Annotated in this window: 23 protein-coding genes; 7 read left to right on the plus strand and 16 right to left on the minus strand. The window is 37.7% G+C overall.

The window, feature by feature from the left end; translation table 11 throughout:
- The first annotated feature begins 7 nt into the window (after positions 1–7).
- From JM83_RS01265 to JM83_RS19330, 5 genes are all read left to right on the plus strand, one after another.
- Positions 8–1,390: an exonuclease domain-containing protein gene (locus JM83_RS01265; RefSeq protein ID WP_144958634.1), complete on the plus strand. Its 1,383-nt coding sequence runs from the start codon at positions 8–10 to the stop codon at positions 1,388–1,390.
- A gap of 94 nt (positions 1,391–1,484) precedes the next feature.
- Positions 1,485–2,327 carry an ion transporter gene (locus tag JM83_RS01270; RefSeq protein ID WP_144958636.1) on the plus strand — a complete coding sequence of 281 codons (843 nt, stop codon included), beginning with the start codon at positions 1,485–1,487 and terminating at the stop codon, positions 2,325–2,327.
- Positions 2,317–3,237 carry a tRNA (adenosine(37)-N6)-dimethylallyltransferase MiaA gene (gene miaA / locus JM83_RS01275; RefSeq protein ID WP_144958638.1) on the plus strand — a complete coding sequence of 307 codons (921 nt, stop codon included), beginning with the start codon at positions 2,317–2,319 and terminating at the stop codon, positions 3,235–3,237. The genes JM83_RS01270 and miaA overlap by 11 nt, the downstream gene beginning before the upstream one ends.
- A 183-nt stretch (positions 3,238–3,420) precedes the next feature.
- Complete coding sequence (locus JM83_RS01280) at positions 3,421–3,756, plus strand: nucleotidyltransferase family protein (RefSeq protein WP_144958640.1); 336 nt, start codon at positions 3,421–3,423, stop codon at positions 3,754–3,756.
- Between the two features lie 181 nt (positions 3,757–3,937).
- A complete protein-coding gene (locus JM83_RS19330; RefSeq protein ID WP_261376877.1) occupies positions 3,938–4,057 on the plus strand; it encodes a DUF86 domain-containing protein in 120 nt (39 codons plus the stop codon).
- Between the two features lie 1,094 nt (positions 4,058–5,151).
- Here the strand turns inward: JM83_RS19330 and JM83_RS01290 are convergent.
- The 15 genes from JM83_RS01290 to JM83_RS01360 all read right to left on the minus strand — a co-directional run bounded on the left by JM83_RS01290 (position 5,152) and on the right by JM83_RS01360 (position 21,952).
- Positions 5,152–5,430: a T9SS type A sorting domain-containing protein gene (locus JM83_RS01290; protein WP_144958642.1), complete on the minus strand. Its 279-nt coding sequence runs from the start codon at positions 5,428–5,430 to the stop codon at positions 5,152–5,154.
- Positions 5,431–5,496: 66 nt separating this feature from the next.
- Positions 5,497–9,087 (minus strand): Ig-like domain-containing protein, encoded by a 3,591-nt coding sequence (locus JM83_RS01295; protein ID WP_144958644.1) that lies wholly within the window; start codon positions 9,085–9,087, stop codon positions 5,497–5,499.
- Between the two features lie 208 nt (positions 9,088–9,295).
- Positions 9,296–10,015 carry a response regulator transcription factor gene (locus tag JM83_RS01300; RefSeq protein ID WP_144958646.1) on the minus strand — a complete coding sequence of 240 codons (720 nt, stop codon included), beginning with the start codon at positions 10,013–10,015 and terminating at the stop codon, positions 9,296–9,298.
- A 3-nt stretch (positions 10,016–10,018) separates the two neighbouring features.
- Positions 10,019–11,578, minus strand: a complete 1,560-nt coding sequence (locus JM83_RS01305) for a sensor histidine kinase (RefSeq protein ID WP_144958648.1) — start codon at positions 11,576–11,578, stop codon at positions 10,019–10,021.
- Positions 11,579–11,644: 66 nt separating this feature from the next.
- Positions 11,645–12,235, minus strand: coding sequence for a dephospho-CoA kinase (gene coaE / locus JM83_RS01310; RefSeq protein WP_144958650.1), 591 nt, complete (start codon positions 12,233–12,235; stop codon positions 11,645–11,647).
- The gene (locus JM83_RS01315; RefSeq protein WP_144958652.1) at positions 12,232–13,188 is read right to left on the minus strand and encodes a CdaR family protein; all 957 of its coding nucleotides are present in this window, start codon (positions 13,186–13,188) and stop codon (positions 12,232–12,234) included. Before JM83_RS01315 ends, coaE begins: the two co-directional genes overlap by 4 nt.
- Positions 13,178–14,188 carry a glycosyltransferase gene (locus tag JM83_RS01320; protein ID WP_144958654.1) on the minus strand — a complete coding sequence of 337 codons (1,011 nt, stop codon included), beginning with the start codon at positions 14,186–14,188 and terminating at the stop codon, positions 13,178–13,180. Before JM83_RS01320 ends, JM83_RS01315 begins: the two co-directional genes overlap by 11 nt.
- A 355-nt stretch (positions 14,189–14,543) precedes the next feature.
- On the minus strand, positions 14,544–15,365 hold the full coding sequence (locus JM83_RS01325; protein ID WP_144958656.1) for an enoyl-ACP reductase: 822 nt from the start codon (positions 15,363–15,365) through the stop codon (positions 14,544–14,546).
- A 145-nt stretch (positions 15,366–15,510) separates the two neighbouring features.
- Entirely contained in the window at positions 15,511–17,163 is a 1,653-nt protein-coding gene (gene recN, locus JM83_RS01330) for a DNA repair protein RecN (protein ID WP_144958658.1), read from the minus strand.
- Positions 17,164–17,224: 61 nt separating this feature from the next.
- Entirely contained in the window at positions 17,225–18,115 is an 891-nt protein-coding gene (locus JM83_RS01335; protein ID WP_144958660.1) for a DUF4835 family protein, read from the minus strand.
- Complete coding sequence (gene coaBC / locus JM83_RS01340) at positions 18,108–19,316, minus strand: bifunctional phosphopantothenoylcysteine decarboxylase/phosphopantothenate--cysteine ligase CoaBC (protein WP_144958662.1); 1,209 nt, start codon at positions 19,314–19,316, stop codon at positions 18,108–18,110. Before coaBC ends, JM83_RS01335 begins: the two co-directional genes overlap by 8 nt.
- A gap of 6 nt (positions 19,317–19,322) precedes the next feature.
- Positions 19,323–19,652 carry a DNA-directed RNA polymerase subunit omega gene (locus JM83_RS01345; protein WP_144963660.1) on the minus strand — a complete coding sequence of 110 codons (330 nt, stop codon included), beginning with the start codon at positions 19,650–19,652 and terminating at the stop codon, positions 19,323–19,325.
- Between the two features lie 13 nt (positions 19,653–19,665).
- The gene (locus JM83_RS01350) at positions 19,666–20,493 is read right to left on the minus strand and encodes an outer membrane protein assembly factor BamD (protein ID WP_144958664.1); all 828 of its coding nucleotides are present in this window, start codon (positions 20,491–20,493) and stop codon (positions 19,666–19,668) included.
- A 72-nt stretch (positions 20,494–20,565) separates the two neighbouring features.
- Positions 20,566–21,441, minus strand: a complete 876-nt coding sequence (dapA, locus tag JM83_RS01355; RefSeq protein WP_144958666.1) for a 4-hydroxy-tetrahydrodipicolinate synthase — start codon at positions 21,439–21,441, stop codon at positions 20,566–20,568.
- Entirely contained in the window at positions 21,434–21,952 is a 519-nt protein-coding gene (locus JM83_RS01360) for a DUF6913 domain-containing protein (RefSeq protein ID WP_144958668.1), read from the minus strand. Before JM83_RS01360 ends, dapA begins: the two co-directional genes overlap by 8 nt.
- 171 nt (positions 21,953–22,123) lie before the next feature.
- Here JM83_RS01360 and JM83_RS01365 point away from each other — a divergent pair, with 171 nt between their 5' ends.
- Complete coding sequence (locus tag JM83_RS01365) at positions 22,124–22,891, plus strand: 5'-nucleotidase C-terminal domain-containing protein (RefSeq protein ID WP_144958670.1); 768 nt, start codon at positions 22,124–22,126, stop codon at positions 22,889–22,891.
- A gap of 3 nt (positions 22,892–22,894) precedes the next feature.
- Positions 22,895–23,803 carry a bifunctional metallophosphatase/5'-nucleotidase gene (locus tag JM83_RS01370; RefSeq protein ID WP_144963661.1) on the plus strand — a complete coding sequence of 303 codons (909 nt, stop codon included), beginning with the start codon at positions 22,895–22,897 and terminating at the stop codon, positions 23,801–23,803.
- On the opposite strand, the gene ligA is transcribed toward JM83_RS01370, so the two are convergent.
- Positions 23,800–25,794, minus strand: coding sequence for an NAD-dependent DNA ligase LigA (ligA, locus tag JM83_RS01375; protein WP_144958672.1), 1,995 nt, complete (start codon positions 25,792–25,794; stop codon positions 23,800–23,802). The two genes, JM83_RS01370 and ligA, sit on opposite strands and share 4 nt — an antisense overlap.
- Positions 25,795–25,800: the final 6 nt, after the last annotated feature.

Here is a 25,800-nt window from a genome sequence, read left to right on the forward strand (position 1 = left end):
AGAATTTTTGTACGCAATATTAGACATAGAGACTACCGGTGGTAAGTATAACGAAGAAGGAATTACAGAAATAGCCATTTACAAGTTTGATGGTTCCAAAGTAGTAGATCAATTTATTAGCCTTGTTAATCCAGAACAGCCCATCCAACCCTTTGTGGTTGGACTTACGGGCATCAACAACGATATGCTTCGCAATGCACCCAAATTTTATGAGGTTGCTAAAAGAATTGTGGAAATTACTATGGGATGTATTGTTGTTGCCCATAATTCCAAATTCGATCATAGAATCCTTAGATTGGAATTTCGCCGACTTGGATTCGATTTTGAGCGAAAAACCCTTTGTACTGTAGAATTATCCAAAAAACTGATCCCGGGACAAGGCTCCTATAGTTTGGGAAAACTCGTGAAATCTTTAGGAATCCCTTTAACCGATAGGCATAGGGCCAATGGAGATGCCCTAGCAACCGTAAAGTTGTTTAAAATGCTAATGGCGAAAGATCTGGAAAAAGAGATCCTTAAAGCCACCGTAAGAAATGAGCCTTCACACCAAATAGATACCAAACTCATCCAGATCATAGATGAATTGCCATCTATTACCGGCGTATATTACTTGCACAACGATGAGGGCGAAATTATATATATTGGCAAGAGCAAGAACATAAGAAAGCGTATCAATCAGCATTTTACAAACGATCATCATAAATCCAAGGAAATACAGAAGGATGTAGCCTCGGTTAGTTTTGAAGCTACCGGCAATGAACTCATTGCCTTGCTCAAAGAACATGAAGAGATCAAGCAGAATAAGCCCAAATATAACAAGGCTCTTAAAAAGGCTATTTTCAATTATGCCCTATACCAATTTGTGGATGAAAATGGATATATCAATCTAAAAATCGGTAGATCAGATGCCCATAAACAGAGCATCACCACCTTTACAAATTTGCAGCAAGCAAAATCTGTTCTACACAATATAATAGAGAAACATCAACTTTGTCAGGGCCTCACTGGCTTGCATGCTGGCGATGGTCCTTGCTTCAGCTACACTATAAAATCCTGTAAAGGTGCATGCATCAATATAGAAACGCCAGAGGAATATAATTTACGGATCCTGGACGTTATAGCGCTTCATAATTTCCAAAATCAAAATATGCTGGTGATAGATCGTGGCCGGGAAATAGATGAAAAAAGTGCGGTTTTGGTAGAAGAAGGTGAATTTAAGGGAATAGGGTTTTTCAATTTAAACCATCAAATGAACAATATAGATATTGTGCGCTCTATTATTACTCCCATGACCAATGATAGGGATGCCCGACATATCATCCAGAGTTATCTAAGAAAGAACCATAAACTAAAGATCATCCAATTTGCTGCCCAAGATACCGGTATATAATATCCGCTCTCTTTTTTTGTTATTGGCAATTCCGGTTTTTATCTCTTAATTAAAGAAAATACCTAACTTTAGGAATAATTAAAAATCTCCTTATTTGAAAAAAATAAAGTTTGATAAAGATCATGCAGCTTGGAGGGTAAAAATTTACCATATTATTTATGGAGCCGATACTCCTTTGGGAAAGTTGTTCGATTTAGTTCTACTCGCTTTAATTGTACTAAGTATTATCCTGGTTATGCTGGAAAGCGTTGCCAGTATAAACATTAAATATCACGACCAGTTCTATATTGCAGAATGGATTATCACAATTTTCTTTAGTATAGAATATATTTTAAGGATCATCACTATAAATAAACCCAGGAACTATATTTTCAGTTTTTATGGAATTGTAGACCTACTCTCTACTATCCCCTCATATATCATCTTTTTTGTAGGGGGGAGTAATATGTTCTTGGCGGTGCGAGCCTTGCGTTTACTTAGGGTTTTTAGGATCCTGAAAATCACTAGATATATTGGGGAATCCCAAAAATTGATTAGTGCATTAAAAAATAGTCGCGCCAAGATCAGCATATTTCTTTTTGCAGTATTAATAGTATGTATTATTACGGGCACTTTAATGTATTTGGTAGAAGGCCCAGAAAACGGCTTTACAAATATCCCGCTAAGTATTTACTGGGCTATAGTGACCCTTACCACAGTAGGCTTTGGGGATATCCACCCATTAACTCCTTTAGGAAGGTTTATCGCCTCTTTTATTATGATTGTTGGTTATGGTGTGATTGCCGTGCCTACGGGAATTGTTGGGGCGGAGATTTCCAAGGATATGATCAAGCCGAATGAACGAAAGCCTTATGTATGCAAGAACTGTGGAGAAGATAATCATAAACCAACCTCGGAATTTTGCCATAATTGCGGTAAAAAATTAAATGAAAACTAGAATTTTAATTAGTGTTGTTGGGCCAACAGCCATTGGGAAAACGGCTTTGAGCATTAAACTTGCCCAAACTTTCAATACAGAGATCCTATCTGCAGATTCCCGGCAATTCTATAAAGAAATCCCTATTGGTACCGCCGCTCCAAGCAAAAAAGAACTGGCTGCAGCCCCCCACCATTTCATTCACAATAAATCGATAGAAGATGATTATTCTGTGGGGGATTTTGAACGGGAAGCGATAGAAAAGCTAGACCTGCTTTTTAAAGACCACGAGGTTCTTATATTGGTTGGTGGCAGCGGACTATATATTAAAAGTTTAATTGAAGGCTTGGATAATTTTCCGGAGATAGATCAAGAAATTAGGGAACAGCTAAACGACAGGCTTGTAAATGAAGGTTTAGGGCCTTTAAAGACGGAGCTGGAACAATTAGATCCAGATTATTACAATAAGATAGACATCAACAATCCCCATCGGGTAATTAGGGCTTTAGAGGTTTGTATTGGTTCTGGAAAAACGTTCTCTTCTTTTTTGAATCAGCCTAAACCAATCAGGAATTTCAAAACAATTTCTATTGGTCTTACCGCTCCCAGAGAAGAGATTTACGAACGTATAAATCGTAGGGTAGATCTTATGATGGACGAAGGTTTGCTGGAAGAAGCACAAGCATTGTATCCAAAACACAGGTTGAATGCCTTAAATACGGTAGGATATAAAGAATTGTTTGCCTTTTTTGAAGGCAGGATAGACCTGGAAACTGCTGTAGGGGAGATCAAGATGAATTCCCGTAGATATGCCAAAAGACAGTTGACCTGGTTCCGGAAAAATGAAAAAACCACTTGGTTCGATTATAAAACTCCTTTCTCTGAAATTGAAGATTTTATTAAATCGGTGATGCAGGAGAAGTATAGGTAGTGAAAAAAAATCTTAATTGAAACTAAAGAAAATATGTTTTATTCACTAACTATCTCGTCATGCTGAACTTGTTTCAGCATCTCAAAAAGTACGGAAAAGACCCTGGAACAAGTTGGCAACAAGCCGATTTCAACTCTGAAAAGAACCATTTAGTTTAAAAAAGAAAATGATTATATTAGCTTTATGAAAATTAAAGATAGCATACATGCTAAATTGATTGACTTTACCACATTATGTAAATTATATAATGTGAAAAATCTATATGCGTTTGGTTCTTCTACCACAGATCACTTTGATGAAGATTTAAGCGATATTGATTTGTTGATCGAAATTGATGAAAATGACCCATTGGAAAGAGGAGAAAAATTGTTAGCTATCTGGGACAAATTAGAAGAATTCTTCCAAATAAAAGTTGATTTATTGACACAATCTTCGTTAAAAAATCCAATTTTAAGAAAAAATATTGATGCTACAAAAATTTTAATTTATGACGGAAAAAGGCAAAAAGTATCTCTCTGATATACTAATGGCTATCGACTTGATTGAAAATTTTATAGCTTAAACCCATGATTTTCACTTATATCAAAAGGATTTAAAAACACAAAGCGTTGTAGAAAGACAATTAGTAATAATTGGAGAAGCATTAAATAAGCTAAAACAAACAGAATCGGATTTATCAATTGAAAATCATAAGTAGGTTATTGGATTTAGAAATAGATTGGTTCACGCATATGATAGTATTGATAATGCAATTGTTTGGGTAATTGTAAAAAGACATTTGTTAGGACTCAAAAAAGAAATTCAAGCTTTGTCTAATTAACTCTCAAGGGCCGGTTGCCAACATCGGTTCCAGCAAATAGCGGGCAGTCTGGTGAAAAGTGATATTTTAGAGACCAATTAAAAAACAACAAAGCCCACAAGTTCGCATCCCTACTCCACGCTTCCTGTGTTAACCAAGACCGTTGAGGGTGACGATGCCGAATTGTCGTCATGCTGAACTTGTTTCAGCATCCCATCAGCTTATATAAAAAACACGTCAATTTCCTACGTTGGATAATTTTTTTTATCACGGGTCTCGAAGTGACAATCATACTCCCTTTTGTCATCCTGACGAAGGAAGGATCTCTTTTACTATATAATTATTTCTGCTTCGTTGAGATTCTTCGGTAAACTACCATTGACGGATTCGTAAAATACATCAATTTGCTAAGCTATATACTTTTATCAAAGGTTTTAGGATGGCTAACGATAAAATCATTGGCCACGAATGCACGAATTATTGCTTTTAAAAATCCCGAAAAATTATTCGTGAATTCGTGGCAATATCCAGAGAACCAACAAAACGCCGAACAATGCTAAACTGGCCTCAAAATCTTAAAAACCTGGAAATAAATTTCCTCTAATAGAATTTTAAACACGTCAATTTCCTACGTTGGATAATTTTTTTATCACGGATCTCGAAGTGACAATCATACTCCCTTTTGTCATCCTGACGAAGGAAGGATCCCTTTTACTATATAATTATTTCTGCTTCATTGAGATTCTTCGATAAACTACCATTGACGGATTCGTAAAATACATCAATTCCTTACGCTAGATAATTTTATCAAAGGTTTTAGGATGGCTAACGATAAACAGGATCATTGGCCACGAATGCACGAATTATTGCTTTTAAAAATCCCGAAAAATTATTCGTGAATTCGTGGCAATATCCAGAGAACCAACAAAACGCCGAACAATGTTAAACTGGCCTCAAAATCTTAAAAACCTGGAAATAAATTTCCTCTAATAGAATTTTAAACACGTCAATTTCCTACGCTGGATAATTTTTTTATCACAGGTCTCAGGATGACAACTCGGTTTTATTTAGATTCTTCACTTCCGCTACGCTATGTTCAGAATGACATTTTAGAATTAATCTATTAGCACTCTTACCACATCGGTTCCTTCCGAAGTAAATAATTTTAGGATGTACACCGCACTTTGCACCCCGCTAAGATCCATATTGTATTGAAGGGCTGCTTCAGAATATTCTTTGAACATGACCATCCTTCCGCGGGCATCAAAAACTTCTACCCGCTGAATCGTGACTCCTGTTGGGGTGGCGAACTGAAATGGCCCCGAAGTAGGATTTGGATAGATAAAGATATATTCTTCTCCGGGAAAAGGATTGATATTACAATTCCCGGTAATGGTAACCCTCGCAGTGGTACTGGAAGAATTCCCACTGGAATCGGTAGCGGTAAAAGTTACCGTGTTCTACCCTAGCTCTTTACATCCAAAATTACTTTTATCTACACTAAGTGATAGTTCCCCACAATTATCCGAAGATCCATTGTCTAACATTTCTGGAGTGATGCTTACCGATCCAAATTCATTTAAAGCGACACTTATGTCTTTTACACCAAGGATAGGTGCAGAAACATCCTCAACAATAATTGTGACATCACAAGAAGCTTGAACCTCATTATTGGAATAAGATAAGGTAACTGTATTTTCACCAAGCTCATCACAAGTAAAAATTTCTTTATTTACAGAAAATTGAAGGTTTTCAGGTCTTGAAATAAACAATTCACTTGCATTTAAATTGGCGATCCCATTTTCATCCAGCCCTATGGTTAGCGACTCCTTGCAAACAACGGTATCACCTGATGGTTCAGTAACGGTGATGGTTACGCTTGCTATATTCGAATTTTCAGTACCGTCGTTCGCCGCATACGTAAAAGTAACCTCTCCCGTAAATCCACTATTTGGGGTATAGGTGAAAGAACCATCGGAATTGAACGCCAAGGTTCCACTAGCAGGTGGACTTTGTATTACGGCTGTTAGTTCATCTCCATCTTCGTCGGAATCATTGCCCAAAACTCCAGGAGATGAAACCGTTAAGCTTATATCTTTAGCTGTAACATACGCATCATCTTTTGCCACAGGTGGTGTATTTCCAACAGTTTCTTCGTTTAAAAACACCTGGAACGTGCATGATGCAACATTACCATCTAAATCCTCTACCCTTAGCGTAACTTCGGTGTCCTCAAAGATCACAGTCCCCACGTCTGGGATTTGCTCGATTTTAGCCACTGCGCAATTATCGGAAGTTTGGGCCAGCAAGATATAATTTGGCAGGGAAAATCCGTTTTCGGGATCAAAAGTCTCATTTTGATCTTCTGGACAGCTAACCACTGGATCTATACTATCTTTTGCAATTAGCTCGATCTCACAAGTAGCTATTTGATCTTCGAATTTCGCAGTGATGGTAAGGCGGTGGGAACCATTTAACCGAAATCCGGGCGCTATATCTTGTGTGACAGTCGCTCCCTCAAGATTTGTTTCGATGGTAGAAGCAATATCTGGCACCAAATAACTACAATCCTCATCCACCTCAAAAGACCGACTGGTTGGACAATTTGTTATTTGAAGTTCGGTATTTTTAAAGAAAATTATATTGAACGGGCAACTAATAGAATTCCCATTTTCGTCTGCCACCCTAAAGCTTGCAGGAGTATCATCAGTAATCACGGTATTGAATGCAGGGTTTTGCGAATAACTAAGAGTGCTGCTACAATTATCGGAACTCGCATATAAAGTTGAAAAATCTGGAACCGTATAGGTTTTATCTGTGGTATATTCTACCAATATATCTTGTGGGCAGCTTACGGTTGGTGGGATTTTGTCAATTATAGTTACCATTGCTTCACAAATTGCAGTTTTTCCATTTTCTCCTGTAATTGTCAAAGTAACTGTGTTCGCTCCTAAATTAGAACAATCAAAATTTTCTTTATCTATTTTAAGAGTTACGTTGTCTGCTGTGGCATCGCCATCATAAACTTGGGCCGCAGTAAGTGTTGCATTTCCATCAGCATCCAGCGAAAGGGTTACTGGCTTGCAGGTCGCTTCAGGAACATTATTATCTTCTACAGTAACCTGCACCGGACATTCTGATTTTAATCCAGAAGTATCGGTAACAGTTAATAAAACAGTATTCACCCCAACATCAGCTCTAGTAAAATTGGATTGAGATAAACTATAATTTTCGATTCCACAATTATCCGTAGAATTATTATTTATATCTGCTTCTGTTATGGAAGCTTCTCCATTAGTATCTAATTGGATGGTAAAAGGCCCAACACAATTAGCGGTTGGAGCGGTATCATCTGCAACCGTAACTACAGCATCACAAGTATCTATTTTTCCATTTTCTCCCGTAACCGTCAAAGTAACTGTGTTCGCTCCCAAATTGGAACAATCAAAATTTTCCTTATCTATTTCTAGGGTTACATTGTCCGCACTGGCATCGCCATCATAAACTTGTGCAGCAGTCAGCGTAGCATTTCCATCAGCATCCAAGGAAAGTGTTGCAGGCTTACATTTTGCTTCAGGGGCAGTAGTATCTTCAGGTTTATATTCAATAGAAAAGGTAGCTTTTGGCTGAGGATCACATTTAAAAAGTGTCCCATCCTTCAAGGAAACAGTAACCGGACCAGGAACTTCAGGAATGATTTCTGCCGAAAAAATATCTTGCTTTTTTAATGTCTTTAGACTAAAATTAAAAGTAGCATCAATTGTCTTTGGCACATTATAACAATCCCCAAATGGTCCAAATGGACAAATTTTTAAAATATCAACTCCTTCACCTCCTAATTGAAGATCATTTAATTTCAAAAGACCACATTGATCAATAGTAATATCTATAGGTAAATTAATATTAGATAACTCTTTTAAAAATCCAAAATTTGTTTCAGGATCAAACACGTTAATCGAAAAGTTAGCATTCTTTAGATTATTATAATTTTCAAGGACATTCAGTGGCTCATTGAATAAATCGTTTAAATTGAACTCATCTGCAAAATCCACAACATATAAATAACCATATTGATCAGTAATTAAACTGCCAGGAGTACCTTGTTTACCTCCTTTAATTTTCTTTATTGGTTGGCGATTTTTATTGTAAATAAGTACCCTGCCTGTTCCTTCACCTGAATCACTTAGAAAAATATTCCCATCAAAATCCACTGCAATTCTAAATGGATCTTTAATGGGACTTCCCTCATAATCATATATAGGTGGAAAAAGTAAAGTTCCGTTGGGCTTATACGCCTTAATTGCATCATAACCTTCTGTAAAATTATCAGCCACGTAAATATTCCCATCAATATCTAAAGCGAGTCCGGTTGCCCCTCTTGGACCATCACTTTCTCCCGCAATTCCAGATCCGATAGGTTTCAATTTGATATAATTAGAGTCATAAACCAACACCTGTTTTTTGCCTGAGTCTGCAATATAAATTTTTCCATTATTCCTATTAATTACGAAATCTAATGGTGTATCAAATTCATCAGGACCTATAACGGGATTTGTTTGTCCACTCTTAAATAATCCATTTCCGTATGTTAGATAGAAGAGTTCATTATTACCATTGTAATCTATACTAACTACAGCATCCGCTAACAAATCATTTAAGTAATTACCTAATTTATCAAAGTCCAACTCAATTTCATCAATAATTTTTTCGATATTAGTTTTAACTTCGAACTGTTTCAAAATTTGATCAGGAGGTAAATATTTGAAATCAGGAATTAATCTTTGAAGATCACTTAAGTTTCCATTAGTTACAGTAAAATCTATTATATTCAAATTATCAACTCCATCTTCAAATTCAATAGTAATAGGAATTGGACTATCTGAAGTTGGGTCTGGGGTACCTGGGGAGGTAATTGCTGCTCCTTGCCCCACTACGCTCCACGAAGAAAAAAACATCAAAAACATCACGCCAAAAAACAGCATGGAATTCTTGGCAAGGCGAGTGCCTTGAACAGGTAGAACCCATAAAATGTGAGCGTAGTGATGTTTCATAGTTGTTGCGTGGGAATTACAAATATAATGCCCATTCCCATATATTATTGTGCTTGCCTGGTAACTTTAAAATACAAAAAGACCGTATAAAAGTTGTAGCTGCATTGTAGAAGTGTCTAATCCCAAGAAACCCTTCCCGAAATTAAAACCCCAATATGCCCTACTACCCTTTATACAGTCCTTTTTAGGAAACTGAAATTTCTTCTATCTAGGCTTCGCCCTCTTTGTTTTTAACTACCAATCTAAAACCTTCCCCATGAATGTTCAAGATCTCTACATTTTCGTCTACTTTTAAATACTTACGAAGTTTCGCGATATAAACATCCATGCTCCTGGATGTAAAGTAATTATCGTCCCTCCATATCTTGGTAAGTGCCAATTCCCTTGGCATTAGATCGTTTTCGTGCAATGCCAACAACCTTAATAATTCGTTCTCTTTTGGGGATAGCTTAATAGGCTCCTTATCCTTATAGGTCAAGAACCGTAACTTGGAGTTTAAGTGCAGCCCACCAACCTGAAATTCAAATTGTTTGCTATCTGCAACACTATCTGTAGTTTTACGCTGCATGATGGCTTTAATCTTCATCAAAAGCACTTCACTGTCAAAAGGTTTGTTCAGGTAATCATCTGCCCCTACTTTGTATCCTTTTAATACATCTTCTTTCATCGCTTTCGCGGTTAGGAAAATAATGGGCACATCTTCATTCTTGTCGCGAATTTCCTTTGCAAGGGTAAATCCGTCTTTATAAGGCATCATTACGTCCAGGATACAAAGATCGAAATCGTCTTTTTTGAACTTTTCAAAACCTTCCATCCCATTTTTGGCATGAGTAACCTCGTAGTCGTTCATTGCTAAATAATCTTTTAGTACGGTTCCAAAATTGGGATCGTCCTCTACTAATAAAATTTTCTTGTTTTCAGTTTCCATATATCACGTTATTAATGGTAATTTAATTATAAATGTACTTCCCTTTCCGCGTTCGCTTTCCACATATATGGTAGCATGGTGGTCGTCCAGGATTCGTTTTACATATGCAAGGCCTAAACCATGGCCTTTTACATTATGAATGTCCCCGGTATGTTCCCGGTAAAATTTCTCAAATATTTTTTTCTGAACAGCTTTGCTCATTCCAGAACCTTGATCCCGAACCTTCAAAATTATGGAATTTCTAACGTTTTCTGTATAAATATCGATTTTAGGTTCTTCTATAGAATATTTTATGGCGTTATCCAAGATATTTACGATCACATTTGTTAAATGGTCCTCATTTCCCAAAACCGAAGATTTCAAAGCTCCAAAATGGGTTTTAACATAGCCATTTCTATCTTCCACAATCAGTTCTACGTGTGTTAGCGCATCTTCCACCAATTCATGTAGCTGTAAGCGCTCCTTCTTAAGATCCAGTTCGTTTTTCTCCAGCTTGGAGATCTGCAACACATTTTCTACTTGTGCATGCATTCTCTTATTTTCGTCCCGGATCATTTGCAGGTACCTTGCCACCTTGGTCTGATCGTTGACCACTTTTGGGTTTTTGATTGCATCTAAAGCTAAATTTATGGTAGCTATAGGAGTTTTAAACTCGTGCGTCATATTGTTTATAAAATCTGTTTTAATTTTAGAAATCTGTCGTTGCTTTATCAATTGCGATAAAGCACTTGAATAGGCAATCACAATAATAAGGGTAAATAGTATGGACAATGCCGCCATAAGTATTACCGAAGAAAGTACCACTTCCTTTTTTTCTGTAAAGTTCACCATTAACTGGTAATTGCTTTTTCCGGTCATATCTACAAACAATGGAACCGAATAGGTTGCGGGGGAATCCATCGTGAAATTAGCTGAATGAACTTTGGTTGCAAGGGAATTTGTGAAAACACCAAATTCGAAAGCAGATTTTAAATTAAAATTTTGTAGCTCCTCCTTGATCGTCGCCTCAAGCTTTTCATTAGAAAGCCTTTTATGAATTGGGATTTTAGAAGTAAATTCAGAAATATAGGCACTCAACATGTCTTTTTCTGCCTCCTCCATTCTCATCAACCTATCTATGCGCTCCTCTGCCGAGATGCTTCCAGAAACCTGATCCTTATTTAAAAAATCGTTGACCTTGCTGTTTATAAGGTTAGCAAGGTGAATACTATCTGATGTAGATACCAAGAAATTAGAAGATTCCTTGAAATCTTCCTCTAATAAATTGTGGTGATCCCCATTAGCATTTCTACCATATTCATTTAAACCAAAAAATTTTTCAAGGTTGGCACTGTTCAATTTTAAAGCAGTGCTATCCTCAAAATCGAAATTGAACCAAAAAGCTTCCAATTCCTTGTTTTGAAGTTCTTTGGAAACGTTGATAAGCACCTGTTTGGCATTATAGGAAAATTGCTGTTCCTTATCATCCACAGTACTTTTGATCCAATATCCCTGAACGAAAATTATTCCGATGAGCGATAAGCTCATCAACACTACGAGGAGGAGGAATAATCTTTTATTCATGCTTCAAAAATAAGATTTTAACATTTAGAGCCTCACCCATTTAACCAAATGTTAACAAAACAAATACTAAATTTCCCTAGTGTTTATCAGAATTTCATGAAGATTTCGCACTTGATCTTTTGTTGAAGAAAGTTTGTTATTGATAATCTCAAAATTGGATAGTTTTCGTTTCTTCCCATCGCTCCATTGATGCTGAATTCTCGCTTCAATTTCCTCCAGGGAACTTTTATCCCGGGCTTGCAATCTTTTGATTCGTTCTTCCAAAGGAGCAGTGACCAAAATTATAAGATCACAATTTTTATAGCCGCCGGCCTCAAATAGGATTGCCGCCTCGTAGATCACATAAGGGCCATCTTGATTGTTCTTCCATTTTTTAAAGTCCAAACCCACCGCCGGGTGCACGATTTGGTTTAATTGCTGAAGTTTTTCCGGGGAATTAAAAACCTGACTGGCTATATATTTTCTATCCAAATGCCCATCGCTATAAGCAAGCTTGCCAAATAAGGAAACAATTTTGGATTTCACCCCTGCATTGGTGTTCATCAAGGATTTTCCCGCATCATCGGCAATATAAACCGGAACACCCAATTCCTTAAAAAAGTTGGCAACAGTGGTTTTCCCACTGCCCATGCCACCGGTAAGTCCTACAATTCTCATCGTTTAATTACAAATTGGATTTTCTTCTCATTAAGCCTAATGTTGTTCACCTGATTGGGCTTTTCGAGAATTTGAGCGATCAGGAATCCATCACTGTCTTTTGCATTCTTAAAATCTACAGCCACCTCGAATGAGGATGGTTCTATTTTTTCGAAATCCTTTAAACTCACTTGGTAAAAAACAACCACTTCTTTGGGAAAGATCACCACATTGGTTCCTTCGGGAACATTCAGTAATTTTATGGGGACTTCCAATTTGCCCTCGGTGAATTTTTCGGTTCTTACAAAGTAGTTCACTTCTTCCTGATACAAAGCAACCGCTTTAAGGTTTGCCGTTTCCAGTTTCACTTTTCCCCTAACATCATTGCTGATATTGCTGATCTTTAAAGGTTTGGTCTTGATGGTTCTTAAGGTGTCCAAAATGTTGGCAGGCCCACTAAGCATTATGGAATCTGGCTGTAATTTAATTTCTTCCAATGCGGAATAGCCTATTGCGAAACTGAGGTCTATCGAGGATAAAACCGCGACTTTTTTAACCGCTCGCTGCTCAAAGTTTATTTTCATGTTTTTCTGAAGCAAATCAACTTTCTCATAATCGAAATTCAACTGGGAGAGAATAGCCGTTTTTTGTAATTCCAGGTCATAGATCAAAAAATTTCCTTCCTCGATGGCATCGCTTATATCTATGGCAATATTTTTAGGGAAAACACGGTTCCAGGCAATATGAAATCCGCGCTCCCTTATTCTCAAATCCAGTGTTTTTGGATTATTACCAACCAGGATTTTATCTTTGGGAAGGTTTGTATATAAAATAGGGAATTCTATTACCTCTGTATATTCTTTGGAATATTGAACAACCACCCATATTACTGCAGAAAGCCCAAGGAAAAATGAGAAGGTTTTTAAAGGCCCTCTTTTTATCCATGGTTTTTTCTCTTTCAACTTAGTCTTCATTTGTAAAAAATAGCTTTGGAAATGCCTCCCGAGGTTGCATTTTTAAAAATTTAAGTTTCCAAATGGAGTTTAAATATCCTATTCCATAACCTAAAAACTGAATGAATGTTGCCATTATTGCAGCAATTCCAATATAAACACTTTTATTTTTTATTCCTGCATCTATTCCAATTATTAAAAAATAGAGCAGATAAAGCGATATAAAAAAGGAGGATCCCAGCAGCCACAAGATAATGGCAAAGAAAAGTCCAGAAATAAACAAGCTCGGGAACCAATAGGTGATCTTAGCCGATTCTGGGTGCCATGTATTTAAAATTGGGCGAACCGTTCCAAATTTAGTAACCTGTGTATAGAATTTGTTCCAATCTATCCGGCGTTTATGGAAGACTACGGCATTAGGAATGAGGATGGTTTCAAAACCTTCTTTTTGCAATCGCAATGCTAGGTCTGGATCTTCCCCGGGATGGATAGATCCAAAACCACCTGATGCCAAAAATGCCTTTTTTGAGAGCCCCATATTAAAACTTCTTGGCTGAAATTTATATACTGCCTGTTTATTTCCGCGAATCCCACCGGTAGTCAACAAGGCCGTCATCGAGTAATTGATCGCTTTTTGAAGATCTGTAAAACTTTCGTGTGCCGCATCTGGGCCCCCAAAGCAATCGTAATACTTTTTGGACAAAAAGAAATCTACTTCTTGTAAATAGTTTTCTGGCAGTAACACATCTGAATCCAAAATGAGAAAATAGTTGCCTTTTGCCAACTTCATCCCGTAATTTCTGGAATCCCCGGGACCGGTGTTCTCTTTGTAATAATAACTGATATTCAATTTATCTTTGAAATCTTCCAATATCGCTTCCGAAGAAATAGTGGAACCATCTTCCACGATCACTATTTCAAAACTGCCATCAAAATCCAATTCCTCCATGCTTTCCAGCAACTCCCGGATCTCAGCTGGCCTATTGAAAACAGGGATTATAAAAGAATATTCTAATTGCATTTTTAAAAATTACAAGTTTCGATAAATGGATATTTCAGCTATGCTTACAAAAAAACCGTCCGAAAAGAATGATTAAGGCCAAGCTGTCCCGACACTTCGGGAGTTTCAGCTTCTATTAAGAATTGTATATCCGTTGTATGTCCAATAGTTTTTGCGTCACCCTTAATTTATTTCAGGGTCTCAACCTACTATATTGATTCTTAATGTTATAATATTCTGAAAAAAGTTCAGAATGACGTCCTTTTTGAATTTAGGATACTTTACGGGTATACATATTTAAGATCCTGAAGCAAGTTCAGGATAAACCATTACATATTTTTTGGACAGTTCTCTTAATATAAAACCGGAATGGAACTTACTCCATATTCTTCATAAATGCTTCCATCACTTCATGGCTTACTCCAATGTTGGAGAATCCTCCATCGTTGTATAAATTCTGAAGTGTTACCCTTTTTGTAAGATCTGAGAACAAAGAAATGGTATAATTCGCACAATCTATAGCCGTTGCATTTCCAAGCGGCGACATTTTATCGGCATAAGCGATAAATCCGTCAAATCCTTTTACTCCTTGTCCCGCTGTAGTTGGCGTTGGAGATTGAGAAATAGTATTTACCCTAACTTTTTTATCTTTTCCGAAGAAATATCCAAAACTACGCGCAATAGATTCCAAATAGGCTTTGTTATCTGCCATGTCATTATAATCTGGGAACACACGTTGTGCCGCCATATATGTTAATGCCACAATACTTCCCCACTCATTCATCGCATCTTTTTTGTAAAGGGTTTGCATGGTCTTGTGAAAGGAAACCGCAGAAACATCCCAACCTGTGGTAGTAAAATCATAATTCATATCTGTATAATGATTTCCTTTTCTTACATTAATAGACATTCCAATGGAATGCAATACAAAATCCAATTTTCCGCCTAGGATTTCTTGTGCCTTATCTACTAAATTTTCAAGATCTTCTACTTTCGTAGCATCTGCAGGGATAATTTGGGAATTTGTTTTCTCAGCAAGCTGATTGATGTTCCCCATTCTCATAGCGATTGGCGCATTGGTAAGCACAAAACTTCCACCTTCTTCGTGAACACGCTCAGCAGTTTTCCAAGCGATAGAATTTTCATCTAAAGCCCCAAAAATAATTCCTCTTTTCCCTTTAAGTAGATTGTATGACATATGTATTGTTTTTAATGGTTGTATTAGCTGGCAAATATAGCAAACTTCAAATCAAGAACCTCGTGGTAAGCCCACGAGCTATGAATTGGAAAATACTTTAACATATTCGAGGCAGGCCTCGGGGAATTAAGCCCTCAATGAGGGATTAATTGAGCAGCGCTTTTGCATGTGCCATCGCCGATTCGCTTCTGGTGTTACCGCCAAGCATCATTGCAAGTTCTTCTATTCTATCTTCTTTTGCGAGTTCTTCAATTTTGGTAACCGTAATTTCCCCGATATCTTCTTTGAAAATTTTAAAATGCTTGCTGCCCTTCCCTGCAATTTGCGGTAAGTGCGTAATGGCAATCACCTGCATGCTCAAGCCCATTTTTTGAAGGATATCCCCCATTTTTTGTGCGATATCCCCAGAAACACCCGTGTCTATCTCATCAAAAACAATGGTTGGCAATTTGCTTTGCGTGGCCAGAATACTCTTTACTGCCAACATGATCCTTGACAATTCCCCCCCGGAAGCTGCTTTTTTAAGCTCATTAAAATCTCCTCCTTTATTCGCGGACAAATACCAATTTAATGTGTCCTGCCCGTTCGCAAAGAAATCTGGTTTCTGGGTGAGCTCAATTTTCAATCGTGCATTGGGCATTCCAAGCTCTGCCACGATTTTCTCGACAGTTTTCACAAAATCAGGGATAATCTTTTTACGATTCCTGTGCAACTCTAAAGAAACACTTTCCAACTCTTTTCTATTTTTCACAAGCTCTTGCTGTAGCTTTTCAAGATCGGCATCGGCATTTTCTGTAAGTGCTACTTTTTCATTTAGGGAATTAGTGATTTCAATTAATTCTTCTACACTCGCGGCTGCGTGTTTCTTTTGTAAATTATGGATACGTTGCAGTTTCGCATTTACTTGTTCCAATTCTTCTGGATTGGCTTCTACCCGCTCCAAGGAATTCTCCAGTTCTTGTGCCACATCATCCAATTCTATAATTACACTTTCTATTCGCTCCTGAAAAGCAGCATAGTTCGCTGAAAATTTCGAGATCCTAGAAAGGTTTGTTTTCACTTCTTTAAGCCCGGAAAGACTTCCTATCTCCTCTTGCTGAATTTGATTTACCGCAAAACCTAAATGTTCCTTGAGTGTTTCCACATTACTAAGTTCTTCATAGCGCTCTTCCAGTTCCTCTTGCTCTCCGGTTTTAAGGTTCGCTTCCAGCAATTCATTCAGTAAAAAGAGATTGTAATCATGCTCTTTTAATGCTTGAGACTGATCCTCTTTTAAAACACTTAATTGCTGCTGAAGCTTTTTATGCTCTTTTAATCCTTTTTTATATTTCTGAAGGATTCCCTGATTTTTAGCGAGAGTATCCAACACCTGAAACTGATATTGGTTTTCACCCAAACTCAAGGTTTGGTGTTGCCCATGAACATCTATTAAGAAGTCCCCTAATTTTACAAGAACCGGTAAGGTAACAGGAGTATCGTTTATAAACGCGCGGGATTTTCCTGAAACTAAAATTTCCCTTCTAATGATGGTTTGCTCCTCAAAATCCAGATCTTCGGCTTCAAAAAATCTTTTTAAGGAATAATTGGAAATGTCAAAAACGCCTTCTATAATGCATTTATTCTTTGCATTTCTAATGGCGCTATAATCTGCCCTTTTTCCTAGCAGAAGACCCAAGGCCCCAAGCATAATGGATTTTCCGGCACCGGTTTCCCCGGTTATAATGGTAAAGCCCTGCTGAAGATTGATTTTTATATCTTCAATTAAGGCGTAGTTTTTAATGGATAATTCGGTGAGCAAGGTGTGATAATTTTGAAGCTAAAGATACGTGAGAATTTCTTCGGAATCAAAAAGGAAATGACTAGAATTGAAGCTTGCTCCAGTTTTCAGCATATAGGGGAGCTATCCTGTTTAAAGCCTCTTTTAATTCTGTAACCGGAACGCTTGGTCCCCCGCTAAAAACCTGCTCTATTTCCTGGGCTTTTGCATCAAAGAAAACCCGCATTAACAAGGAGTTTGGCCTAGAATCGCTCATCTTTTTTAAATTCAGGATAGAAGCAGCCACAGCTTGTTTTCCTTTTGCCACATCTTTATGCATGGTATCCAAGCCTAATCTATGATATTGATACAAAGTGGTTCTATATCCTAAAAAAGCATTGGACAAAAGATCGGCATTTAATCTATACCTGGACCGGGTTCCATCTGATCCCCTCCAACCAGAGGAATTTCCCTGTTGTGCGGTGGTGACTATTCTATTTGCTTCTTCATAAAAAGCAGTTCCACCTTCTTGGGCAAAAGTATCGGCATCTAAGCCCAGTATGGTGTAGACATAATAAGAGATCACAGAAACCAAGTTCGAAGAATAGGTGTTCTCACTATAATTTAAAGGTTCGAATTCACGATAATTAAATGTGAATTGTTCGTCGTTAAAATTAAAAATCGGTGAAATTAATGAAGATCCAAAAACCGGCCGCGAGGACTGCACTTGGATAGTTCCTGTAAAAGACTCGTTATCGAAACTGGCGATATTTATAAAAATACTGCAATTAACACGCTCTTGGTCTTGATAGGTAGTTCCCGTCCAAGTTGTTTTATTAATAAATTCCGACAAGGAAGTTTGCAGGGTTTTAAAAACCGTCAAATTGGTTTGCCCTGTCTGTTCAGCATTTACAATTACCTCACAATTAAGTTCCTGTGCGCTGGCAAGGGAAACCCAAAAGAAGACACCAAGCATCAAAATTAATTTACTCATGGAATAAAGATATGACTTCCGTTAATATATCCTGCGCAACTTCGGTTTTGGGTTTCAACCCGAAATTTTTAATTTCAGTTTTAGAAATTATACTGATCTTGTTGGTGTCTTTTTTAAAACCTGCGCCTTTATCCTGAAGGGAATTGAGGATGATAAAATCCAAATTCTTTCTTTCTAATTTAGATTTTGCATTTTCTACCCCATTATTGGTTTCCAAAGCAAAACCTATCAGTTTTTGGTGCTCTTTAATTTTACCTAAAGAGGCTAAAATATCTTGGGTAGGAATCAATTCGATGTTCAAATTAGATTCCATTTTTTTTATTTTTTGATCAAAAACTTTCTTCGGCTTAAAGTCTGAAACTGCCGCAGCAGCTATTACAACGTCTTGATCGGCAAAATAAGTATGTGCTGCCTCGAACATTTCTTGAGCATTGGTAACTCGAACCAGTTGAACACGGGAAGAATCCAGCTGTAAATATGTAGGACCGGTTATAAGAATTACTTGTGCCCCTAATTTCGCGGCTTCCTTGGCAAGTTCAAAACCCATTTTTCCACTGGAATGATTTCCAATAAATCGTACAGGGTCTATAGCCTCGTAAGTTGGCCCTGCGGTAATAAGCACTTTTTTGTTCCGAAGGGGCAATTGCGACAAAAGGTCCTTTTCAAGAAAAGACACTATATTCTCTGGTTCTGCCATTCTACCTTCTCCTACCAAGCCACTGGCAAGTTCTCCAGATTCTGCGGGAACCATAATGTCCCCGTAAGATTGTAAAGTTTCCAAGCTGGTTTTTGTTGCTGGATGTAAATACATATCCAGATCCATCGCCGGAGCAAAATATACCGGGCATTTAGCTGAAAGATAGGTTGCAAGTAATAAATTATCGCTGCTCCCCGAAGCCATTTTAGATAACGTGTTTGCTGTAGCAGGGGCTATAAGCATAAAATCGGCCCAAAGGCCGAGTTCTACGTGATTGTTCCAGATAGGATTTTCATCTTCATTTATTGTGAAGTCAGAAATCACCTCGTTTTTGGAAAGTGTGGATAAAGTAAGTGGGGTAATAAAATCTTTGGCCGAGGGGGTCATTACAACTTTAACCTGCGCTCCAGATTTTATAAACAATCTTACCAAAGAGGCCGTTTTATAGGCAGCAATACCAGCAGTTATCCCCAGCAGTATTTTCTTGCCTTCTAGCACTCCCATCTTAGCTTATGCTTCAGAAGGTTCTGTTGTATCCCTGTAGTAAATTTTATCATCCAACCATTCTTGAACTGCCAAAGAATGTGGCTTAGGCAATTTTTCGTAGAATTTCGATACTTCTATTTGCTCCTTGTTTTCAAAAACCTCATCAAGGCTATCGTTGTAAGTAGCGAATTCGTCCAATTTTTCCAAAAGCTCCTTTTTGATCTCAGAGTTTATTTGAGTAGCTCTTTTTGCGATCACAGAAATAGCTTCATAAATATTATTTGTTGGAGCATCTACTAAATTCTTATCGATTGTAGTAGTATTAATTGGCGCATTAATTTTTTTGTAATCCATCATCTTTCTCTTATTAAAAATTTTGTAATTTCGATTCCAAGTCCTGATAATTTGCTTGTATTTGTTCGTAATACACACTTCCTTCAGGATAATATTTATTATAGTTAGTGTAAAACCCTTTTGCGGTATTCAATCTTTCTTGCATTAAAACTTCGTAACTGTTTATTGCCAGTTCGTAAGCAGAATCGAATCTAAAGTAAAAGGCTGCTTCCCTAAATGGAGAACCAGGATACTCTGTAATAAAATTATTGAATGCCACAATTGCCGACTTATAATTTTCGGTATGGTGATATTGCTTGGCGATCTCGTATGCTTTCTTCTCTAGCTTTATACGCAATTCTGCAACATACTCATTAGCCTGATCTAAAAACTCTCCGTTAGGATATTTATCTATATATTTTTGTAGCTCTTCAATTGCCTTTACTGTTTCCGCTTGATCTAAATCGAACCTTGGGGAATCTGCAAAATAACTTTTTGCACTTTTAAAAGCAGCCTCTTCTGCTTTATCACTTTTTGGGTAGGATGCCACAAAACGCTCAAATTGATATCCGGCTATTTGATTGTCTCCTAATTGATAGTATGTATCTGCAAACAAAAAGGTTAATTTTTCACCTTGAGGTTTCCCTCTATATTGCGGGACTATCTGCTCGAAAACACGAAGTGCTTTCCTAAATTTAGGCTTGCTGTTTTCTACAATTGCCTGATTGTAAAGCTCCTCGGCCAAAGCATATTTTTTACCTGCATCGTCGCTCTTTAGTACCTTTTGGTATTCACTGCAAGACGCCAGCATTAAAAACACACCCAATAATAATAAACCTTTTTTCATCCTTTGTAAAAACATCTGGCAAAAGTACTCTTTTCTATGATATTAAAAAAACTTTAAAATATCGCAAATAGTGACTTCCCCCTTTAATTAAAATTGATCTACGAATGCCTGTATTTCCTGCTTCAGTTTATCTGAAACTTGCACTAGTGGTAGGCGAACTACAGGTTTACAAGAATTCTTTGCACTTAATAACGATTTAATCCCTGCGGGATTGCCCTCAGCAAAAATCATATCTATAGAAGGCGCTATTTTATAATGCAATTTATAGGCTTCCTTCACCTTTCCTTCCAATCCCAAACGCACCATCTGCGAAAACCCTTTTGGCAAACCCTGTCCAATTACCGAAATAACCCCATGTCCTCCTGCAAGCACCATTGGCAGGGCCACCATATCGTCACCTGATATCACAAGAAAATCCTTTGGAACCAAAGAAATGAGTTTCATTGCTTGTACAATATCTCCCGCAGCTTCCTTCACTCCTATGATATTTGAAAAATCCGTAGCTAATCTTTTTACGGTTTCCGGCAAAATATTAGAAGCGGTTCTTCCAGGAACATTGTACAAAATAATAGGTTTTGGTGAAACCGCAGCCAATGCTTTATAATGCTGATAGATCCCTTCCTGGGATGGTTTATTGTAATATGGGGAAACAGATAGGATAGCATCGAATGCATCCAGATCTGTATTTTTAAACTCATCAACCAAAGCGGCGGTGTTGTTACCTCCAATTCCTAAAACCAAGGGCAATTTCCCATTGTTGGCTTCTATAATGGTATTTTTCACCAATTCCTTCTCAGAGCTGCTCAAAGTTGCGCTTTCCCCAGTGGTTCCAAGAACCACGATGTATTCTATTCCGTTTTCAATTTGATCTTTTACCAAATTCTTAAGCGCAGCTACATCTACCGTAAAGGCGTCACTAAAAGGGGTGATAATTGCAACTCCGGTACCTATAAATTTATTCATTCCAATTCCTTTTAAACTGTTTTAAAATTTTTATTACTTCTGAAGCAAAAACCCCTGCATCGTCCCCGGATCTTATAACCACATCCAGAACCTTCTCGTTTCCTGGAGAATTTCCAACTTTTAGGCACGCGCTACAAATTGTCGCTAGGAGGTTTATTGGCACATTATTTTCTTCCGCAAAAGTAATAAGTAAATCGATGCGGTTTTTGCTTAAATCCAACAATTCTTTATTACTGAAGCTTCCGATGACATTTAAATCTTCTTTCACAAAAGTCAGACCATCAAATTCCGAAAAATTTTCCTGTTTATTTTTGAAGAGCACCACCTTGAAATTTGTATCCTTTATGCCCAACTCCTGCTTCATCTTCAACAAAATCGGCAATTTCGAAAGGTTGTGCGATTCCAACACAAGTAATGCAGACCTCACTGGTAATGCAAACTCGTGTGAAGAGCTACTTTTTAACCTGGCGATCCTACTTTTTGCAATGGCGAGTTTTAATTCATTTATCATTGTTATTATGTATACCTTTTAGTTAAACATCAGGTTCTTTAATCTTTATCCAGACCCCAATATATGAAACAAGTTTTTATTTCTTTAGAACGTAGTAATGATAATCCTTTGGAAAATGACTTTCAAATAACTACCTATATTTGTTGCTAATTGTACAATAATTAAAAATTGATGAACCTTAAAATTTGCTCTCTTTTCCTTTTAGCATTAAGTCTCATTGCCTGTAAAAACAATGTATATATCCCGCCCACGTTAACGGCAATAAAAGGCGAAAGAATTCCTATTGATAACACTATTATCGCAGACACTTCCATAGAAAATTATATTAAACCTTATGCCCAACATTTAAACAGTACTTTGGACAGTGTGCTGGCATACAATCCCACGAGTTTGGACAAGAATGATGGAAAGCTCAATACGGCACTGGGAAATATGATGGCAGATTTGATAATGGAACAAGCCAATCCAATTTTTAAGTCTCGAACCGGCAAAAATATAGATATGGTTCTTCTAAATCACGGTGGTATTAGATCTGGAATCGGGAAGGGAGCGGTTACCACAAGGACTGGCTTTAAGTTAATGCCTTTCGAAAATGAGATCGTCGTGGTAGAGCTCTCCGGAAAAAAACTGTTGGAAATGCTAACTTATCTTGAAAACGCTAAAACCGCACACCCGATAAGTGGGCTCGAATTAAAAGTCGACCGAGATTTTAAAACGATGAACGCAACTATTAATGGAGAACTCATTAAGGCTGAAGAAACTTATTTCGTGGCGACATCAGATTATTTGCAGCAAGGTGGCGATAACATGGTATTCTTTAAAAATCCCATAAACCTGTTTCGAATAGATTACAAGCTTAGAAATGCAATCATAGATCATTTTAAAAAAGTGGACACACTTAAAGCAAGTATAGACAACCGATACATTCAAATTCCGTAAATGATGAAAAGAAGAAATTTTATTCAGCAAACTGCTGCCACAGGAGCCTTTATAGGATTGGGTGGGTTATCGCTTTCTTTTTCCAAAAACCCAAAAAAACATATCACCATCCTGCACACTAACGATGTGCATAGCCATATTGAAGCTTTTGGGCCAAATGATGCAAGAAATCCGAATATGGGCGGAGTGGCAAGGAGAGCTACATTGGTTGAACAAATTAGAGCTGAAAATCCAAATACTTTATTATTGGATGCAGGAGATATTTTTCAAGGCACTCCGTATTTTAATTTTTATGGCGGGGAATTGGAATTTAAGCTGATGAGCAAATTGAAATATGATGCCGCAACCTTGGGGAACCATGATTTCGACAATGGCCTAAGCGGACTACTAGCACAGATGCCCCACGCAGAATTCGATTTTATATCCTCTAATTACGACTTTAGCAATACCATATTGGATGGTCAAACCTCTCCCTTTAAGATCTTCATGAAAGATGGAGTGAAAATTGGTGTTTTTGGCTTAGGTATAGAATTAAAAGGATTGGTGAACGAGGGCCTTTATAAAGAAACACAGTATCTGGATCCGGTTGAGATCGCGACGGAAATGACAAGGAAATTAAAACAAGAACAAAAATGTGAGCTGGTAATTTGTTTATCCCACTTGGGCTATGAATACAAAAATGAATCAAAAATATCTGATGTTCTGCTAGCGAAGCAAACAAAAAATATAGATTTGATTATTGGCGGGCATACCCACACCTTTTTGGACAAACCCTCTATTCTGCAAAACCTTGAAGGCAAAAAAGTATTGGTAAACCAAGTTGGTTGCTACGGACTTTATTTAGGTCGAATCGACTTTTACTTGGATAATGAGAACAACCTAAACGGCAGCGGAGTGAGTATTAGCGTTTAATTCAACATCGCCAAAAAGGCATCTTCTGTTAGAATTTGTGTGCCCAGTTTCCCTGCCTTTGCCAATTTACTGGGACCCATGTTTTCTCCTGCTACCAGATAATTGGTTTTAGCTGAGATGGAACTGGAAACTTTCCCACCATTATCTTCTATCAATTTCTTAAGATCTGTTCGGGAAACCTTGGAAAACACCCCGGAGATCACAAAAGTGTTTCCTTGTAGGATATCGGTTTGATTCGCTAACTTTTCAGCAGATATTTCTAGTTGTAAGCCGAAATCCATCAGTCTTCTTATAGTATTTCTATTTTCTTCTGAAGCAAAAAATTCGGTGACACTTTGGGCAATTCGCTCTCCAATTTCATCTACATGTATAAGATCTTCTGTAGAAGCCTGCATTAAATTTTGAATGCTTTTATAATGTTTGGCCAGTTTTTTAGCTACCGTTTCTCCCACATAGCGAATCCCTAACGCAAACAACACCCTTTCAAAGGGAATTTGTTTTGAAGCTTCTATCCCATTGATCAAATTATCTGCAGACTTTTCTGCCATTCTTTCCAAGGGTAGTACATCTTCTTTTTTCAGGGTATATAGATCAGCGTAATTATGGATTAGGCCGGCATTCACCAATAAGGCCACCGTTTCTCCTCCAAGACCTTCAATATCCATCGCTTTTCTGGAAATAAAATGTTGAATCCTACCAATTATTTGAGGCAAACACCCATTATAATTTGGACAATAATGCTGCGCCTCGCCTTCTGCCCTTACCAAGTCTGTTTTACAAACAGGGCATTGTTCAATATAGTGGGTTGCTTCAGAATTTGGGTCGCGCTTGGTGAAATCCACTCCGATGATCTTTGGGATAATTTCTCCTCCTTTTTCAACAAAAACAGTATCTCCCTCTCGAATATCCAACTTCTGAATTTGGTCGGCATTATGCAACGATGCCCTTTTAACAATAGTTCCTGCCAACTGTACAGGGTCTAAATTTGCTACTGGTGTGATTGCTCCCGTTCTTCCAACCTGATAGGTTATCTTTCTTAACATAGTGGACTCCCGCTCTGCCTTAAATTTATAAGCGATGGCCCATCGAGGGGATTTTGCGGTACTCCCCAATTCATCCTGCAGGTGCAGATCGTTCACTTTTACCACGACCCCATCAGTCTCGTAAGGCAGCTCGTGCCTATGCACATCCCAATAATCTATAAACTCCAATACCCCAGCCATATTTTGCACCGATTTCGCTTCTTTTGGCACCTTAAAGCCCCAATCCCTGGCCTTTTGCAAGCTATCAAAATGGGTTTTTATTGGTAGATCGTTTCCAACTATTCCATAGGGCAAACATTCCAAAGGCCTTTTGGCAACCTCTGCACTGTCCTGCATTTTCAAGCTTCCAGAAGCGGTATTCCGCGGATTGGAATAGGGTTCTTCCCCAATTTCCACGCGCTCTGCATTCATTTTAGCGAAACCTTCAAATGGCAACACGATCTCTCCCCGAATGGCAAATTTTTCGGGATAATCCCCAATTAAATTCAAGGGAATGGATCTAATTGTCCTAATATTGTTGGTCACATCGTCTCCTTGAAACCCATCTCCCCTGGTTACCGCACGGGTTAACTTACCATTCTCATAAGTGATACTTATAGAGGCACCATCGTATTTTAATTCACATACATACTCCAAATTTCCATCCACCATTTTTTTTACCCTGGCTTCCCACTCTTCCAATTCTTCTTTGGAATACGAATTGGAAAGGGATTGCATCGGGAAATCATGAACCACAGTCTCAAAATTCTTGGTGATAGTGCCACCAACTCTCTGAGTAGGAGAAGAAGCATCAAAGAATTCAGGATTTTTCTCTTCCAACTCCTGTAATTCTTTCAATTTCATATCAAAATCGAAGTCACTAATTTCTGGGGAATCCAGCACATAATACTTGTAATTATGCTGCTCCAGTTCTTTCCTGAGTTGCTTGATCTTTTCTTCTGTATTCATTTATTG

It is taken from the genome of Gillisia sp. Hel_I_86 (genome assembly GCF_007827275.1).
In the GTDB taxonomy this organism is placed as follows: domain Bacteria; phylum Bacteroidota; class Bacteroidia; order Flavobacteriales; family Flavobacteriaceae; genus Gillisia.

Bases quoted from the DNA above. Each gene is read 5' to 3' on its own strand.
- miaA (WP_144958638.1), top strand. From the start codon at position 2,317: ATGAAAACTAGAATTTTAATTAGTGTTGTTGGGCCAACAGCCATTGGG.
- JM83_RS01280 (WP_144958640.1), top strand. From the start codon at position 3,421: ATGAAAATTAAAGATAGCATACATGCTAAATTGATTGACTTTACCACA.
- JM83_RS01295 (WP_144958644.1), bottom strand. From the start codon at position 9,087: ATGAAACATCACTACGCTCACATTTTATGGGTTCTACCTGTTCAAGGC.
- JM83_RS01300 (WP_144958646.1), bottom strand. From the start codon at position 10,015: ATGGAAACTGAAAACAAGAAAATTTTATTAGTAGAGGACGATCCCAAT.
- JM83_RS01305 (WP_144958648.1), bottom strand. From the start codon at position 11,578: ATGAATAAAAGATTATTCCTCCTCCTCGTAGTGTTGATGAGCTTATCG.
- coaE (WP_144958650.1), bottom strand. From the start codon at position 12,235: ATGAGAATTGTAGGACTTACCGGTGGCATGGGCAGTGGGAAAACCACT.
- JM83_RS01315 (WP_144958652.1), bottom strand. From the start codon at position 13,188: ATGAAGACTAAGTTGAAAGAGAAAAAACCATGGATAAAAAGAGGGCCT.
- JM83_RS01320 (WP_144958654.1), bottom strand. From the start codon at position 14,188: ATGCAATTAGAATATTCTTTTATAATCCCTGTTTTCAATAGGCCAGCT.
- JM83_RS01325 (WP_144958656.1), bottom strand. From the start codon at position 15,365: ATGTCATACAATCTACTTAAAGGGAAAAGAGGAATTATTTTTGGGGCT.
- JM83_RS01335 (WP_144958660.1), bottom strand. From the start codon at position 18,115: ATGAGTAAATTAATTTTGATGCTTGGTGTCTTCTTTTGGGTTTCCCTT.
- coaBC (WP_144958662.1), bottom strand. From the start codon at position 19,316: ATGGGAGTGCTAGAAGGCAAGAAAATACTGCTGGGGATAACTGCTGGT.
- JM83_RS01345 (WP_144963660.1), bottom strand. From the start codon at position 19,652: ATGGATTACAAAAAAATTAATGCGCCAATTAATACTACTACAATCGAT.
- JM83_RS01350 (WP_144958664.1), bottom strand. From the start codon at position 20,493: ATGTTTTTACAAAGGATGAAAAAAGGTTTATTATTATTGGGTGTGTTT.
- dapA (WP_144958666.1), bottom strand. From the start codon at position 21,441: ATGAATAAATTTATAGGTACCGGAGTTGCAATTATCACCCCTTTTAGT.
- JM83_RS01360 (WP_144958668.1), bottom strand. From the start codon at position 21,952: ATGATAAATGAATTAAAACTCGCCATTGCAAAAAGTAGGATCGCCAGG.
- JM83_RS01365 (WP_144958670.1), top strand. From the start codon at position 22,124: ATGAACCTTAAAATTTGCTCTCTTTTCCTTTTAGCATTAAGTCTCATT.
- JM83_RS01370 (WP_144963661.1), top strand. From the start codon at position 22,895: ATGAAAAGAAGAAATTTTATTCAGCAAACTGCTGCCACAGGAGCCTTT.
- ligA (WP_144958672.1), bottom strand. From the start codon at position 25,794: ATGAATACAGAAGAAAAGATCAAGCAACTCAGGAAAGAACTGGAGCAG.